Source organism: Rhodothermales bacterium, assembly GCA_013002345.1.
GTDB lineage: Bacteria > Bacteroidota > Rhodothermia > Rhodothermales > JABDKH01 > JABDKH01.
Window position 1 is genome coordinate 20,442 of the sequence record JABDKH010000257.1, and the last position, 16,035, is coordinate 36,476.

Consider the following 16,035-nt stretch of genomic DNA (forward strand, 5'->3'; position numbering starts at 1 on the left):
TCCTGCTACGGTACCTCTACGGTGTCGAGAATCTTCTGGACAATATCTTCGCTGTTGATCTCCTCAGCTTCAGCCTCGTACGTAATCGCGACGCGGTGGCGAAGGACGTCCATCGCTATAGAACGAACATCTTCCGGTGTCACGTACGCCCTATGGCGCAGAAACGCATGAGCGCGCGCGGCCAGATTGAGATTAATCGATGCACGTGGCGAGGCACCGTACTGAATGAGGGGAGCAAGATCGGCCAGTTTGTAAGCGGCCGGCTCTCTCGAAGCGACGACCAGGTCCACCATGTATTGCTCGACTCGATCGTCTGCGTAGAGATCGTTGATGACGGTCCTCGCTTTCAGAATCTGCGCTGGCGTTACGACTTCCCTGACAACCGCTTTGTCTCCGGTCCGGGCATTGCGCCGCATGATCTCCAGTTCTTCCTTCCGGGTGGGATACGAGACTTTGATCTTCATCATGAAGCGGTCGACCTGCGCTTCCGGTAACGGGTAGGTGCCCTCCTGCTCGATCGGGTTCTGTGTAGCGAGTACCAGAAAGGGTTCCTCCAGTGGAAACGTGGTTTCTCCGATCGTCACCTGCCGCTCCTGCATGCTCTCCAGGAGGGCGCTCTGCACTTTCGCCGGCGAACGGTTGATCTCGTCCGCCAGAATGATATTCGAAAAGATCGGTCCCTTCTTAATAAAGAAGTCACCATCCTTCTGGTTGTACACGAGCGTTCCGAGGAGGTCCGCCGGCAGCAGGTCAGGCGTGAACTGTATTCGCTGGAATCCGGTGCCAATCGACCGTGCGAGGGAACTGACGGTCAGCGTCTTGGCAAGCCCCGGCACGCCTTCCAGCAGCACGTGGCCCTCTCCCAGCAACCCGATCAGCAGCCGCTCGATCATATATCGTTGTCCGACAACAACTTTGCCGATCTCGGATACCAGGTCATCCACAAACCTGCTCTCACTGGCAATTCGTTCGTTTACTGCCGCAATGTCGAAATCACTCATACACTCGCTCTTCTGGCGTCTTGTGCCACTACCACTCCGTACTTCACAACGAAGCTACAAAAGTACGGTATTTGCGGCTATTCCGAATTGCTCCTGGAGCGCGACCTTCGCTTCATCCAGAAAGGCCGGAACCACGAAAGGTCGTCCCAGGATGAGCACAGCACCCGCGGATCCGAGCGCACGCGCTCCGTGTATTCCATCGGCGCTTCTCTCCTCGGCAAGTTGGACGACCATATCGGTTTCGTCCACCGTGTACCCGAAATCACGATCCAGCGACGCGTGCGACATCAACATCAGCGCTCCGAAGAGTTGCCAGTCACCCTTGCGAGCCGCCACCATAAGACGGTGGACGCGCTGGTTCTCCCGGACGAGGTGCCTGAGCAATGGCCGCGACCCGCGCGAGAGAGCCTTCTCGGCGAGCTCCAGATCCTTGTGCTGCAGATCGCGAATGGAGTCCAGTTCCGGAAACTGCTTCTTTCTCAGTCGTTCCGCAATCCCGTCGGCTTCCTGCTGGCGACGCTCGAGGAGCGACGCTACCGACTCCTTCTGCTTACCGGTTTCTATCAACCCGAACGCAATTTCGTCGTGAAGCGCCACCGGGAAATCCGTGTGACGCCCGGTCTTCACATCAATCGCCATGAACGAATCGGCAATTGCGGCGTCCGACGCGATGGCATACGCAATGCTGCATGGCCGGCCTGTTGACTCGACAATCGCTTGCGTCGCGATGGAGAACACCTCCTCGTCTCCCAGCGCAAGAGCGAAGACTGACTGCAATGTCCGCAGGCACGATACAGCAAGTGCAGCTCCGTACGACTCCTCGCACGATGGCACGATCGTGCTTACGACAGATATGTCCACCTGGCGTGTAATGCCATCGAGCGCGTGGAGCACACGCATAACGACCTGGGCCCACCAGGGGGTTTCGGGTGTCACAGAGTCGATCGACCCGGCATCGAACGACCAGCAATAGTCTTCACCCTCAAACACCAATCGAGAGACCCGGTCTGGACTGTCACGTATTGCGACGGCGATGCCATCCCTCACGGGAATCAGCAAGGCGAAGCCATCAAACAGTACGGTGTGATCCACGGCAACACCCAGGGCGCCGTGAGAGAACGTACGTTCCACCACTTCGGACGATACGCCGAGCTGCCCGATAAGGTTGTCGTTTGCGCGGGCAGTGAGCCCGGCAGGCGTGATCGCATCTCGCTCGTTAAGACGCTCAAGTGCGCGCAGCAGAGGAGGCACGAACGGAGGCGTCCAGTTCTGTATCGAGAGTCGAGGATCCTGCTCCATGGAGTGGACGTAGTCTCGCTGGATAGCTCAGTTCTGGTTTAGCCGCGAGAAGGACCCATCATCGGAGTAGCAGGTGGACAGGTCTGAAGCGTGATGAAATCAACTCCTCCCGCGGGCGTCAAATATATCCAACACAATCATCAAGTGCCTATTCAACCGCTGTGCCAAGGACGTTTATCGGGCCGCCTGGCGCCCCGGGCGACCAAGTAATTCGCCTCTGGTCAGACGGTATCCTCGTAGTGCCTCTCTGGCGCTCATCTTGCGACGGCCCTCCAGTTGGAGCTCCATGATCTCAACCGCACCGTCTCCACAGGCGACAATCATTTCATCTTCCGAACCAAGCACCTCGCCGGGCGCACCGCTTTCGCTGCGACGGCGCGACCTCAGAGCCTTCAGAATGACGTCGCCATGATGCGTGAACGCTCCCGGAACCGGCGACATCCCTCGAATGTGGTTGTGGACCTTCGCCGCCGGCAGATTCCAGTCAATCTCCGCGTGGGCGCGGAATACTTTCGGCGCGGGGCTGGCAAGCGTGTCGTCCTGTGGAAGCGAGGGCACATCGCCGAGTTCAATTAACCGGACGGTATCGACAACGGCCTCAGCGCCCAGGGTCATCATCCGGTCGTGGACGTCACCCGTCGTCTCGTCCGGACCAATAGACATTTCACGCCTTAGAATTACGTCTCCCGTGTCGACCTTTTGCTTCAGAAAGAACGTCGTAACTCCCGTCGTCCGGTCACCGTTCAGCACCGCATGATGGATGGGTGCAGCACCACGATACCTGGGAAGAAGTGAGCCGTGCAGATTGAACGCTCCGAGTCGGGCGGCTTCATACACCGCCGGTGGAAGAATCTTGAACGCCACTACGACAATCACGTCCGCGGCCAGGTCTACGACATCCGCAGCGAATGCAGGGTCCTTCACCGACTCGGGCTGCATCACCTTGTCGATCCCGAGGCGCAATGCCGCCCGCTTGACCGCAGAGGTCTGCAGCTTTGACCCTCTTCTCCCTGGCACGTCCGGAACGGTGGCAACGGCTACGGGCCCGTAGCCTTCTTCCACGAGACGCTCGAGAGAGGGTACCGAAAACTCCGGCGTTCCCATGAACACGATCCGCAAAGACATGGCGCACGCTAGATGGTGGACGGACTGAAAACAAGAAAAGGATGCCTGGAAATCAGACACCCTTCACGATAGCGAATATCCGGCACAACTACCGAAGGCGCGTGCGTTCATCCCAGATCGGCACGAGCAACTGGTAGTCACCGAGACCTGTTCGATCGACGAAGATGAAGCGGCGACCTATGCTGTAGTAAAACCAGATCTCGTAGGGCTCGACGTTGAAATTGTATGGGTGACTCTCAACGAAGTCCGGTTCTCCGAACAAGACGACCACCTGCCCGCGATCGGTCTTCCAGCCATCAATGAGGGAGCCGTATCGCCGGTTCGCGTGAGATACGCGATGATAATACTCTTCCATGCGCTCGTTTCGTCGTGTGCCTGGCGACGGATCGCGCTTTCTCCAGAACTCCTGGAAGCGTGCCAGCCGCTCGGACTTCGACTCGGGCTCGAGGATGTGTCGTATCTCCTTCCGCTTGGCGATATACTGCAGCTGGGCGATCGCCTCATCGACATCCATGATGTGATCGGCTAGCCCCATCCAGTCGACCGTGAATGACTTCTCCGCCACGTCGAACACGTTGCCGTCTTCGTCCTCTAAAGAAACCCGCACGAGATATCCACCAAGCCTGAGTTCGTTGGTCGGAATCGTGACGATGTGCTGGCTTCGGCGGGCTTCCAGGAATTTCGTTTCCGCATCAACGAACACGATCTCTTCAGATTCCATCTCGTCTGCAGGCGTTTCCCCAGCGGTCATGCCGTCCGGGGCAAGAAATACCTGGCGTGAAATACGCACCGACCGCGGCTGACGCACGTAGACCTCGTACATCAGGGAAAAGCCGAGTTGATCGGATCCCAGGCGGTTTGATACACTCGGCAGCATCTGCGATGACTCAACGTCGTACTCTTCCAGGAGAAGCAGATCGCTGATGGATATCGGAGCGTCGAAGCCCTTGACCTCGATCTCGGTTTCCTTGACGAACGAGGTTGCGCCGTCCTCGCTCTGGAGAGAGAGCTCGACCGCGTACCGCCCTGGTCTCAGCAGGACGGTCTGCGTCGTGTAGTCAAATCGCGTCCTGTCTTTTGTCTCGCCGAAACTGGGCACATTCACGGTTCGATCCCAGACCGGGCTCCTGACTGGATTGCCGCGCCGACCATCTGCTCCGAGCTCAACAATCTCGCCTGCAATCCGATACCTCGCGACGAAGCCCTCCGGAGAGGGCTGAAACGCCAGTTCGGTAAAAGGGACTCGGGTGTATACATCGACCCGGGACCCTGCATCGCGCGTCTGCGCCATCAGACTGATCGCCTCGATATCGAGGTCGATGGCATCCACCTGTCCCATCACCGATACCGGACGAACGGCCAGCGCCAGGGTGACGAAACAGAGGATGACGTAGAGAGCCGAGTCGTATCGATGCGTCATGAAATGCCGTTGAGCCCCGTGTAACTTCGGTGCATCGTAGATACTTCCGCGAGGAAGCCTGCACCCACGAATATCGGTAAAATCCCTGAAACCGCTACGTTCGCAAAGATAGACGGTAGAATTCTCGACACGAATGGTCCCCAAAGTCTATCGAATGGACGCCAAATCAGCCGAATAGAGCGTCGACGAACCGCCTCTTGTCGAAGACTTGCAGGTCGTCGATCGTCTCGCCCACACCGATATATTTTACGGGTATTCCGAACTCGTTGGAAATGCCAATCACAATGCCTCCTTTGGCGGTTCCGTCGAGTTTCGTCAGCACCAGGCCTGTCACGTCCACACTTCTCGTGAACTCCTCTGCCTGACGAATCGCGTTCTGCCCCGTGGATGCGTCGAGTACCAGGAGTACCTCATGCGGCGCATCGTCGACCTGCCGATCCATGACCCGCTTGATTTTCGAGAGTTCGTCCATCAATCCGCCCTTCGTGTGCAGCCGGCCCGCAGTGTCGATGATGACGACATCTGCATTCCGGTTGTTCGCAGCAGCCAACGTGTCGAACGCCACGGCGGCCGGATCGGAACCGTGCCGCTGCTTGATCAAATCGACTCCGGCGCGTGTGGCCCACACCTCGAGCTGTTCGATGGCGGCGGCACGGAATGTGTCGGCGGCTCCGATCACTACCTTGCGTCCGGCCTGCTTGTATCGATGTGCAATCTTCCCGATCGACGTCGTCTTTCCAACACCGTTGACGCCCACGATCATGATAACATGCGGGCGATTCGGAAGGGATGCGTCAAAGTCGGCCGGCCGCTCCGCCGTGCTGTCGAGCAGAAGGCCGGCGACCTCGTCGCGAATCAGATGCTGGAGCTCTTTTGTCGATACGAACTTGTCACGCGCCACGCGAGCCTCAACGCGATGCACGATATCGACCGTCGTTTTTACACCAACGTCGCTCGTTACCAGTAATTCTTCCAGCTCATCCAGCACGGAATCATCGACGGCGTCCTTTCCGCGAACGATCCGATTCAATTTTCCGAAAATACTGGACCGCGTTTTCTCCAGGCCCTCGGCGAGTTTTTCGGCCTCTGCCTCCGCTCTCTGAGTCTTGTTGAAGAGTGCCATCAGCTACGTGAAATGGACATTGCATCTTGAGTGGACACACGAACGCACTGGAAGCCCGTGTGTTGCCGTCTATACTGCTTCTACCTTGTCCTCTTCCACCAACTCCTCGTCCAGATTCAGATGCGGCACGGCACCGTAACTGAGGAATCGAAAGAAACGCACGAGGTATCTGATGTACGAGTATACCAGTAGACCCGCGGACGTCCAGATACAGAAGTTCAGGATCGGCGGGTCGGCGCGAAGCAGGGCAGCGAGGACCGTGATGGCGACTGCCGTGACCGCGACCTTCCCCGACCACATACTGACGGCGATCCGGCCGGTGCGTCGCACGAGTACCAATCCACCGAGCAGAATCAACAGGTCGCGGCCTGCGATGAATCCCAGATACCAGCCTGGAAGCTGGCCGGTGATGAACAGCGCCAGAACGACGAGGCCTGCGCTGAATTTGTCGACCATCGGATCCAGGACCTTACCCCATTCCGACACGGTGTGCGACCATCGCGCAATCTGCCCGTCGAACCAGTCGGTCGCCATAGCCAGAGCCAGCAGCACAAACAACCAGACGAGCGACCCGTTCGTTAGAATCAGGTACGTGACACAGGCGGCGAGGACCAGCCGACTCATCGTCAGTATATTGGGCACGGTCCAGAATCGCCCCAGGGCAGGCCACTTCTTCGGCCGGGTATCGGTGCTGTCAGAAACCATCGACTAGCGAATGGGAATTGAGGACAGGGAAGATACACAATCGACCCTGCTTGTTTTTGACATTGACCGGCGAGAAGCCGGGGTACGGCTCACGTTGACCGCTTTCATCGTATTCTCGTTTTGCCTCGCCGTTCAGATCGGGTACTGGACCATCCTGACTCTGGGCTTCCGGCGGCAGCTCCGCCGCACCGCGACCGCGCCATCGACCACTGCAGTGCCAGTCTCGGTGATCGTCGCCGCACGTAACGAGGCCGATCGACTGCCGGCCCTCCTCGCATCCCTGGCTGCTCAAACCTACGATCGCTTTGAGGTTCTGATCGTCGATGATGGCTCCACGGATGCCACGGCTGACATCGTCCGAAAACAGGCTCGTTCGGACGACCGATTCCGGCTTGTCGCAACGACGCCGGCGGAACCACGAAAGAAGAATGCACTCGGGGCTGGCATCGAGGAAGCCGCGTTCGAGCGTCTGGCATTCACCGACGCTGACTGCCATCCCCGTGCCGGCTGGCTGAGCTCACTCGCCGCCTGTTCGACCGACCGCGACACGGTGGTGGCAGGCTACAGCCCGTTTGAGCGGGAAGCCGGAATGGTCAACGCAGTCTCGCGGTATGAGACGTTTCTGACCGGCTACCTGACAGCCGCCGCCATCGGCCTGGGCCGTCCCTACATGGCGGTTGGGCGCAATCTGTCTTATTCGAAAGAACTCTTTGGTCGCATCGACGGATTCGATCACTCCGCGCACCTGTTGAGTGGCGATGATGATCTGCTCGTTCAGGAGGCCGCACGACGCGGCGCTTCGGTACTGCACATGCACGAGCGGGAGAGTCAGGTACCGACTGCCGCGCCCGAGAGCTGGTCAGAGTGGATCCGGCAGAAGCGGCGTCACGCCTCTGCCGGCCGATACTACCGTCCGTCCGTCAAGGCCCACCTGCTGGCATTTCACGTCACAGGACACGCGATGTGGCTGGCGCCCATTGTGGCCGGTCTGCCGGGACTCGCGCTGCTGGCCGGTCGCCTCATCATACAGCGAGCCGCCCTCGCCCGCCCGGCCGCCGTCTTCGGTGAGCGGGATCTCCTGAACCTCCAACCGGTGTGGGAGCTACTGTACGCGCTCTACAACGTCTTGGTGGCGCCTGTCGGACTACTGTTCCAACCGGGTGAATGGAGAACGGGAGGCGAAAGGCAGGTCGGTTGACACCGTACAGAGCGCCACGGGACGGTCATCCCTTAACAGCGCCGAGCGTCAATCCGGAAATGAGGAAGCGACTGAGAATGAGGAAGAGCGCAACGACCGGCACCGAGACCAGCATCGAACCGGCCGCATACAGGCCCCACTGTGTCTGCATGCTCCCCTGAAACATCTTCAGCCCGAGGGGCAGCGTGTACAGCTCGGTGTCTTGCAGAACGACATTCGCGACCACATACTCGTTCCACGCCGTCATGAACGAGAAGAGCGCGGTGATCACCAGTGCGGGTGCCGCGAGCGGAAGGATCACCCTGGTAAACGTCTGCCATGGAGTCGCGCCGTCAATGCGAGCCGCCTCTTCGAGCGCGAACGGAATGGTGTCGTAGTAGCCTTTCATCTGCCACACGCAAAACGGTAACGCCGTGGCGGTATAGATGATGACAATCCCCAGATACGAATTCAGCAGGTGCAACTTGATCAGCACCACGTAGAGGGGAAGCAGAAGCATCGTGGCCGGAAACATCTGCGTGACGAGCAAGCCGCTGAGCATCGCGCCTTTGCCGGAGAATTTATACCGCGATAGCGCATAGCCGGCCGTCGACGCAAACGCGACGCCCGTTGCCGTCACAACCAGAGACACGACAAGCGAGTTCAGCATCCACCGGAGGAACTGCGTCTCCGTCAGGAGATGCACATAGTTCTTCAGCGACGCGCCCTCAGGAATCATGGCGAGAGACGTAGACAACAGCTGATCGCCCGGGCGAAGCGAAATAGTGATAATTCGCGTTACCGGGTAGATCGCGATAAACGCGAACACCAGGAGGACGGCATAGGTACCGAACATTCCCAGAAACCGCCTTGACTCGAACCGTTTGATCATGGTCTCCCTAATAGGCGGCTTTTGTCGCGCCCGTCCGGCTCAGAAACACCTGGCTGAACGTGAACAGAATGACGAAGATGACCATCGACAGGGCTGCAGCCCATCCGAACCGGTATGCACTGAAGGCCGCCTTGTACACAAAGGACACAAGGATGTGGGTCTGATCATTTGGCTCGCCCATATTCGAGACCAGCCACACAACGTTTATGTTGTTGAATGTCCAGACGATGCCGAGCGTGATCGCCGGAAGCATGACCGGTTTCAACAGCGGCGCAGTGACGTTCCAGAACTTCTTCCAGGCCGAGGCTCCATCAACGTCGGCAGCTTCGTATAGCTCGGCCGGAATAGACTGCAGTCCTCCCAGGGCAATCACCATCATGAAGGGAAAACCGAGCCAGATATTCGTGAGGATGGCCGCTGAGAAGGCTTCTAGTGGCGATGTCAGCCACTCGACCGGCGACAGATTCATGTACTTCGTGATCATCAGATTTATCGCGCCGTAGTCGTAGTTGAACATGCCGCGCCACGTGAGCGCAGTGATGTACTGCGGCAACGCCCACGGCATGATCAACAGCACACGCCACGCCGGCTTCCCGACCACGAACTTCTGATGCAACAGGACCGCGAGGAACACGCCGAGTACGACGTGAAAGATGATGTTGACGAGCGTCCACACGACCGTCTTGAACAGGATCTCCCAGAACTTCGGCTCCTGAAATACGGCCGCGTACTGCTCGAAACCGACCACATCCCAGTCGCGGATGTGGTAGATGTTCATATTCGAAAGCGACAGAACCACATTGAAGAAGAACGGATACGCTACGACCGCAAATACAAGGACTACGGTCGGTCCGAGCAGGAAGAACAGAAACAGTCGCGTCCGCCGCCTTTCGCTGCTGCCTCCCACCGATAAGTCCAGAACTCCGCCGCTCGACATAGCTCTACAGGAATGTATCCGCGATTCGTTTCTCCACTTCGCGCTGCATCAGGCGAGCGCCTTCCTCCGGCGATACGGCGCCGTTCATCACCAGCTGGTACGGCCCGCGCATGCCGTCCCATATCTGCCGCATTTTCGGATCGATCGGCATAGGGCGGCTCACTTCGATCTGTGCAAGTGACTGCTTGAGCCGCGGGTTCTCGTTCATCACTTCCGATTCGCGGACGGACGTCATGACCGGAATCGTCGTCAGTTCGGCGGCCATCGCCGCCTGCATCTCAGCACTCGTGAGATACTCAAGTACGCGGCGAACGAACGGAAGCTTTTCGTCGGGTACGTTCGCGTTCACACAGTAACCCTTGGACGAGATGACCGGTGCGCTCCACAATCCGGTTTCGTCGTTCATCGGAATGCGCGACAGACCGTAATCGATGCCCACCTGTTCGTATCCGGTCCACGACCACGGTCCGTTTATGATGGCCGCCACGCGCTGCTCCTTGAACGTCGCCTCCGCGGTGTCATAATCGGTCGTGCCCGGAATCACGCGGTACTTGTCGCGGAGGTCCAGTATGAGGCGGATGGCCTTTACCGTCGCCTCCGTATTCAGCGACGGACGACCGTCTTCGTCCATGACCCACCCTCCGTACCCCGTAAGAAACGGAAGGAAAAAGAAAGGCTCCGTGTAGTTCCACGTCAATCCGTACGTGACTTCGGGACGACTCGCGAGCTCAGTGAGCATCGAGATCATTTCCGAGATCGTCTCGGGCGGTTCCGTGATGTAACGCTTGTTGTAGACGAACATCAGATGGTTGCCAACCTGATCTGCGACCATCCACGGCTGATCGTTCCAGCTGAGTACGCCCTCGTCGTTGAACTGCGAGAGATATTCGGACGTCAGGACACGATCAATCGGCATGATCGACTCCGTAAGCGCCAGCACCGACACGTTGTCCGATGGCCCAAAGAGAAGTTCTGGACCTTTCCCTCCCACCGATGCGATCACGAACAGGTTACGCGCCTCCTCCGTCTCGCGATAAAGCACTTCAACGACGTGATCCGTATTGTCCGCATTGTACTGGGCGACAACCCGTTCGAAGAACAGACGCTCCGGACCGATCTTCTGATGCCAGATCCGAATTCGGGGTACATCGGGCGCACTGGCACAGCCGGCCACAAGAAGCGTGCACGCAAGTATAATTCCCCGGTGGAAGCCGCTACTCATTCCGGTCACGAGTGGATTGGATGGCTGTCGAGTCCTCAAGCAGAGCAGCCGTTAGCGGCGCCAGCTCAACCGCAAAGGTAGCACTATTCTCAGTGACCCGAACGTCCGTGTCACTTGACGTCGAAACGACGACATCGACACCACTCCACCCGGCAGGTCGAGGAATATCGAACGTGCATGACTCGTTGCCCCGGTTCATGACGACAATGGACCGGTCCGAACCCACACTGCGAACGAACCCGAACGATTGACTGCAATCGCTTGAGCCGATTGGCTCGAAATCGCCGCGGCGCAGAACAGTACGCTCGTGTCGGACACGGAAGATCTTTTGGTAGTAGTCGTAAAGATCCCGGTCAAAAGCGACCGTGTCGGCTCGCTCTGCGCGTCCGGAAGGATCTGTCCGCTGTACATCGTAGTCCAGGTCATCCCAGACCATTGGCATCCTGTCATCGGGGTCGTCGGCGCCCCACATACCTGACTCGGTGCCGTAGTAGATCATCGGGGGTCCCACGTGCGTCGCCTGAAGCAGCGCGATCATCCGCTGAATTCGGCGTTCACGGGTGTCCGGCTTGCGGACGTCGAATGCTCGCCCACCCCGCGGGGACGAATCACGATCGAAGTCGAACACATCGGGCTCTGTATAGCGGCTTTCACGATTTGCAATCATCGACGCGATGCGTGGTGTGTCGTGAGAATCAACCAGGTTCAGAAGACCGTATCGATTCGCCGGAGCGTAGCGATCCATCCGATCCTTCAGCATCCGGACAAAGGCGTCTCCCGTCATCATGTCATCAACCAGGAATCCTTTGACGGGCATCGCGAAGGCGAAGTAGTTCATGGTTCCGGAAAAGCCGCCGCGCTCCACGTCTTTGCCTGCGTCAAGCCAGATTTCGGCCACCGTGTACGCGTCAGGATTTATCGATCTCACATGCGCGTTCCAGTCTGCCCAGAACTTGATCGGTACGTCCGGAACGACATCGAGTCGCCAGCCTGCGATCCCATCCGACGGATCGCCGTCACCGTCCGGATCCATCCACCGGCGAGTAACCTCGAACACATATTCCTTCGGACCTGGATGCAGATCATCACCGCCGGGCGCATCCGCAAATTCGGGAAGGCTCTTTGCTCCCCACCAACCGTGGTAGTCGAATTCGTTCGCCGGTGTTGACGGGTCGTCGAAGCGTTTGACGCGGTACCAGTCGCGGTATGGCGAAAGCTCTCCGTTTCGACGCAGATCTGCGAAAGCGAAGAAGTCGCGGCCCGTGTGATTCCACACACCGTCCATGACAATACGAATATCGCGATCACGTGCTTCCGCCAGCAGATCGAGGAAAAGCCGGTCGGCCGTAGTCCAGTGCCATGACTCGGGGTCGGACGTCTCTGAGGCGATCAGTTCGAGGTCCGCGACGGGATCCGGCCCGAAGAACGGATCGATGTGGTGGAAGCTGTTCCCGTCGTACTTGTGCATCGAGCGGGCATAGAAAAGCGGATTGAAGTAGATGGCGTTGATCCCGAGTTCCGCGAGGTAGTCCAGTTTTTCGATCACACCGGCGAGATCACCTCCGTACCGCCGGTGAAAGACGCCGTGTTCATAGAAATCATCACCGGCAGCGACTTCCCAGTCGGCCCGGGCGTACCAGTCGGCCGTCCAGCTGCTCGGCCGCCAGGTGGCAGGGACTCGCTCCGGATAATCGAGCGAGGCGTGGGTCGGGTCATTATCAGGATCGCCGTTCCGGAAGCGCTCCGGAAAAATCTGATAGAAGATGGCGTCGGCCACCCAGTCAGGGACCGTGTTGCTGGCGAGGTGTCCTCCCGTCTCCTGCTCAGACGTGCAGGACGCGATTGCGACAACGAGGAGGCTACATAAGATCAGGCCTGACGTTACTTGTGACATCGAATCCAGCTCTTGGTCAGTTGCGTGGCACTTTCTCCGTCATGGCCGCAAGAGCGGCCATCCATGGACATCTCATGTCGTATCGACTGTGTACGATTTTCGCAGCCTGTCCAGCGCTATCACGAGCACGGGATCGATCTCCGATCACGCCCCGCCCTCTCGAACACGATGGAAAGCGAGCGAATGCGGAGTCCCGGGACGACAACCGTAGTGTCTACCTCAAATGAACAACTGTGCGATTAAGAATCACGCCGTCACTCTGCAGACGCACCAGGTAGGCCCCACTGGGTTGGTCAGTGGCATCCCACAAGATTTCGTGATTGCCCGCCGGCAGTCTTCCTGCAACGGGGACAGCCACGCGCCGGCCGAGGATGTCGAACACTTCAACTTTCGCACTACCGGGAGCGGGCAGCGCAAATCTCAGGGTCGCAACCCCACTGAAGGGGTTTGGATAAACTGACGCGAACTCGACCGCTTGTGGTAGTTCGGACGGTTCCTGCTCCACATCTACCGTGATCAAACCCGACTCCGGTGTCTCGACCGGCCTGTTCGTATAAATGTGAAATTCGCCAGGCGCAAGTAATAACGGCGCACTGGCGTCCGCCACCGGCACGTCAGCGCCGGTAAAGAAGTCGAACCAGGTACCCGGGTGATGGAAAGCCGGTGTACCGTTCGCCGGAGTGACACCAAAGTTGCCCAGAATCACCACATTCATGGTGGGATGCGACAGCTTGATGCGCTTGACAGCACTTGAGACGCTCAGCTCAACATTGGTCTGGGTGCTGGAGAACACCTCATGGTTCATTCGCAGGTTGATGATCGCGGACAATGCGCCGTAGAGCCGCTCGCGGAGAGGATCGTTGCGGTAATCCCACCGGATCGGTTTGCGACCCGTGCGGCTCGGCGTGCCGGCCGGGCAATCGCCCAGCTCGTCTCCCGGACGTAGACACTCCCGCCCGTCCGGTCCGTAGCCGTATCCAAGCTCCCCGAACTGCCACATCATCTTGGGACCCGGCAAGGTGAAGAAAAAAGCCCCAGCCATCTTCATTCTGTCTAACGCCGTGTTGAGCTGGCGAACATTGTACGTCCCGAAGTTCAGGGGATCGGACGGCGCGCAGACAAGATGATTGGTGATCGACCGCGTACAGGCTCCAAATGCCAGGTTCTTGAACATCAGCCACTGCTCGTCGTGGCTCTCCATGTAGGAGACTATATTCGGGACGGTCCACCCACGGCCTCCGGTTCCGTAGTACACGCTGGCGAAGTTGGACTTGCCACTGCCGTGGTAGCCCATCGCCGCTTCGCTGTAGTTTGAGTGCTTATTGTTCCAGAGCATCATTCCCGGGCGGCCGCTAGCGATCCCGTATTCTGCCAGTTCACGCTCCTCGCGATCCTCTGCGAAGTGTTCCAAAATGACATACGCCGTGGAGTCTACCGCCCAGAGCTGATCCGCCATCCGCTTCAGTATCTGGATCCGGCTGGTGTCGTACAGACGCATCACTGAATCATCCGTACTGTTGACCTGCGTGAAGCCCTTGGAGAGGTCAAAACGAAATCCGTCGACATTGAACTCCTCCAGCCAGTACTCGCTGGCTCGATCAAGCCAGTACTTTGTCGCTGTACTCTCGTGGTTCAGATCGTTAAAAACGTTGAAGGGGTGCCGGGCCGTCGTGTTGGCATAGATGCTGTTCGAATTTGGTGGCGCGGATGGGTCCCCCGTTTGCGAGGCATTGTAGAGGCGTATCAGCGGTGACTGACCCGTTGCGTGGTTATAGACGACGTCAAGGATCACCGCGATACCTCGCTGGTGACACTCATCCACAAAACGCTTCAGGTCTTCCGGGGGGCCGTAGTACTTGTCCGGCGCCAGATGAAAGGCCGGGTTGTAGCCCCAGCTGTCATTCCCGTCGAACTCGGCCACCGGCATCAACTCGATGGCGTTGACGCCAAGTCGCTCTATGTAGTCGAGAGTATCGATGAGCGTTGCGTAGTCGTGATTCGAAATGAAATCGCGAATGAGCATCTCATAGATGACAAGGTCCTTCTGCTCCGGGCGTTCGAAAGGCGCCCAGTTGAATGCACTCTCTCCCGTTTTGAAGACACCGACCATCTGGGTCGTCTCGCCGGTCGGGTAGGCCTTGAGTCCCGGATAAACCGATGCCAGAAAACCGTCATGGGACGGATCCAGCAGTTTCGTGGCGTAAGGATCTGCAACCCGTATCTGGTTGTCGACGAGATACTGATACCCGTATTCCTGTCCGGGAGTCAGGCCGTCCAGCGTTAGCCACCACCGAATGGAGTCTGCATTGATTGAATCGCGCTTCATGAGGAAGTCGTCACTGACTTCCCAGTTGTTGAAGTCGCCGATGACATGCACGAAGTTCTTGCCCGGGGCAAACAAAGCGAGGGTGACGCGGGACGGATCGGCATCGTCCATTGTGACGCCGTCGCGAACACCAGGAGGGGCTGGTTCGTCGACCACGATGGGGGCGGGGTCGCCGACGCTCACGGAATCAGATCGCCCCATGGCGTCCGTCGCGATCAACTTGAATGTTGAATTAATAGAGAGGGGCGACGGAGGCGTGTACTGAAAGACTCTCTTTCCCGCATCGAAGAACGGCATGCCGTCCATCGGGACTTCGTTGATCTCAAATGTAATTGCGGTTACAGCAGCCGTTCCAAATACACCGACCGAAATACGTTCTACTTCGTTCAACGACGTACTGATTTTTCCCGCTGGCTGGAAGACCATTGGGTCCTTGATCGTGACGAGCGAATTCCCGTCGTTGTTGCCTGTGAAAATGCGGTCGTTGTAAAAGTCTGCGAACCATGCCCAATCTGAACCGCTGTCGTTGAACTGAAAATGAAGCTTATACTGATGCGAGGCGCCCACAAGCAGGGTTTTGGTGTACACGTATTCGTCGAGTTCAGCGTCATAAGTGAATTGCGACGGGTCCCCCACCGGGATTCTGCCGGCACTGTTGTTGCCCCAGTTGTTAAAGTCACCCGGGTTGTACACACGGACAAAGTTCAGGTCAGGTCGCTGAACGTAACGAAACGTCACGTTGATCGGCTGGGCTGCTGCCATCCCCGCAAGCACGAGCGACAGCGATGCCGCGCACACGAATAGTCGTCCGACAGGCATTATTCGCATTTTGTCCTTAGACGTTTTCCTGATAGTTGCCGGAGACACAGTCGGCCACCCCTCGAGGTGGCCGACTTGCGTTTCCGACTGGCCGA

12 protein-coding genes are annotated in these 16,035 nt (G+C 58.1%); 1 reads left to right on the forward strand and 11 read right to left on the reverse strand.

Annotation, left to right across the window (positions count from 1 at the left end):
• Positions 1-5 precede the first annotated feature (5 nt).
• The 6 genes from HKN37_12595 to HKN37_12620 all read right to left on the reverse strand — a co-directional run bounded on the left by HKN37_12595 (position 6) and on the right by HKN37_12620 (position 6,673).
• Positions 6-1,001 (reverse strand): AAA family ATPase, encoded by a 996-nt coding sequence (locus HKN37_12595; GenBank protein ID NNE47485.1) that lies wholly within the window; start codon positions 999-1,001, stop codon positions 6-8.
• Positions 1,002-1,055: 54 nt separating this feature from the next.
• On the reverse strand, positions 1,056-2,300 hold the full coding sequence (locus tag HKN37_12600; protein NNE47486.1) for a hypothetical protein: 1,245 nt from the start codon (positions 2,298-2,300) through the stop codon (positions 1,056-1,058).
• Positions 2,301-2,474: 174 nt separating this feature from the next.
• Positions 2,475-3,404 carry a methionyl-tRNA formyltransferase gene (locus HKN37_12605; GenBank protein NNE47487.1) on the reverse strand — a complete coding sequence of 310 codons (930 nt, stop codon included), beginning with the start codon at positions 3,402-3,404 and terminating at the stop codon, positions 2,475-2,477.
• A gap of 109 nt (positions 3,405-3,513) precedes the next feature.
• Complete coding sequence (locus HKN37_12610) at positions 3,514-4,845, reverse strand: GWxTD domain-containing protein (protein ID NNE47488.1); 1,332 nt, start codon at positions 4,843-4,845, stop codon at positions 3,514-3,516.
• A 166-nt stretch (positions 4,846-5,011) separates the two neighbouring features.
• Entirely contained in the window at positions 5,012-5,968 is a 957-nt protein-coding gene (gene ftsY, locus HKN37_12615) for a signal recognition particle-docking protein FtsY (GenBank protein NNE47489.1), read from the reverse strand.
• Positions 5,969-6,037: 69 nt separating this feature from the next.
• The gene (locus HKN37_12620; protein NNE47490.1) at positions 6,038-6,673 is read right to left on the reverse strand and encodes a CDP-alcohol phosphatidyltransferase family protein; all 636 of its coding nucleotides are present in this window, start codon (positions 6,671-6,673) and stop codon (positions 6,038-6,040) included.
• 10 nt (positions 6,674-6,683) lie between these two features.
• On the opposite strand from HKN37_12620, the gene HKN37_12625 reads away from it, so the two are divergent.
• The gene (locus HKN37_12625; GenBank protein ID NNE47491.1) at positions 6,684-7,871 is read left to right on the forward strand and encodes a glycosyltransferase; all 1,188 of its coding nucleotides are present in this window, start codon (positions 6,684-6,686) and stop codon (positions 7,869-7,871) included.
• Positions 7,872-7,896: 25 nt separating this feature from the next.
• Here HKN37_12625 and HKN37_12630 read toward each other — a convergent pair whose 3' ends face one another.
• From HKN37_12630 to HKN37_12650, 5 genes are all read right to left on the reverse strand, one after another.
• A complete protein-coding gene (locus HKN37_12630; protein NNE47492.1) occupies positions 7,897-8,742 on the reverse strand; it encodes a sugar ABC transporter permease in 846 nt (281 codons plus the stop codon).
• Positions 8,743-8,749: 7 nt separating this feature from the next.
• Positions 8,750-9,679 (reverse strand): sugar ABC transporter permease, encoded by a 930-nt coding sequence (locus tag HKN37_12635; protein ID NNE47493.1) that lies wholly within the window; start codon positions 9,677-9,679, stop codon positions 8,750-8,752.
• 4 nt (positions 9,680-9,683) lie between these two features.
• Positions 9,684-10,901, reverse strand: a complete 1,218-nt coding sequence (locus tag HKN37_12640) for an extracellular solute-binding protein (protein ID NNE47494.1) — start codon at positions 10,899-10,901, stop codon at positions 9,684-9,686.
• On the reverse strand, positions 10,894-12,795 hold the full coding sequence (locus HKN37_12645) for a glycoside hydrolase family 13 protein (protein NNE47495.1): 1,902 nt from the start codon (positions 12,793-12,795) through the stop codon (positions 10,894-10,896). The genes HKN37_12640 and HKN37_12645 overlap by 8 nt, the downstream gene beginning before the upstream one ends.
• A gap of 214 nt (positions 12,796-13,009) precedes the next feature.
• Entirely contained in the window at positions 13,010-15,949 is a 2,940-nt protein-coding gene (locus HKN37_12650; GenBank protein NNE47496.1) for a T9SS type A sorting domain-containing protein, read from the reverse strand.
• Positions 15,950-16,035: the final 86 nt, after the last annotated feature.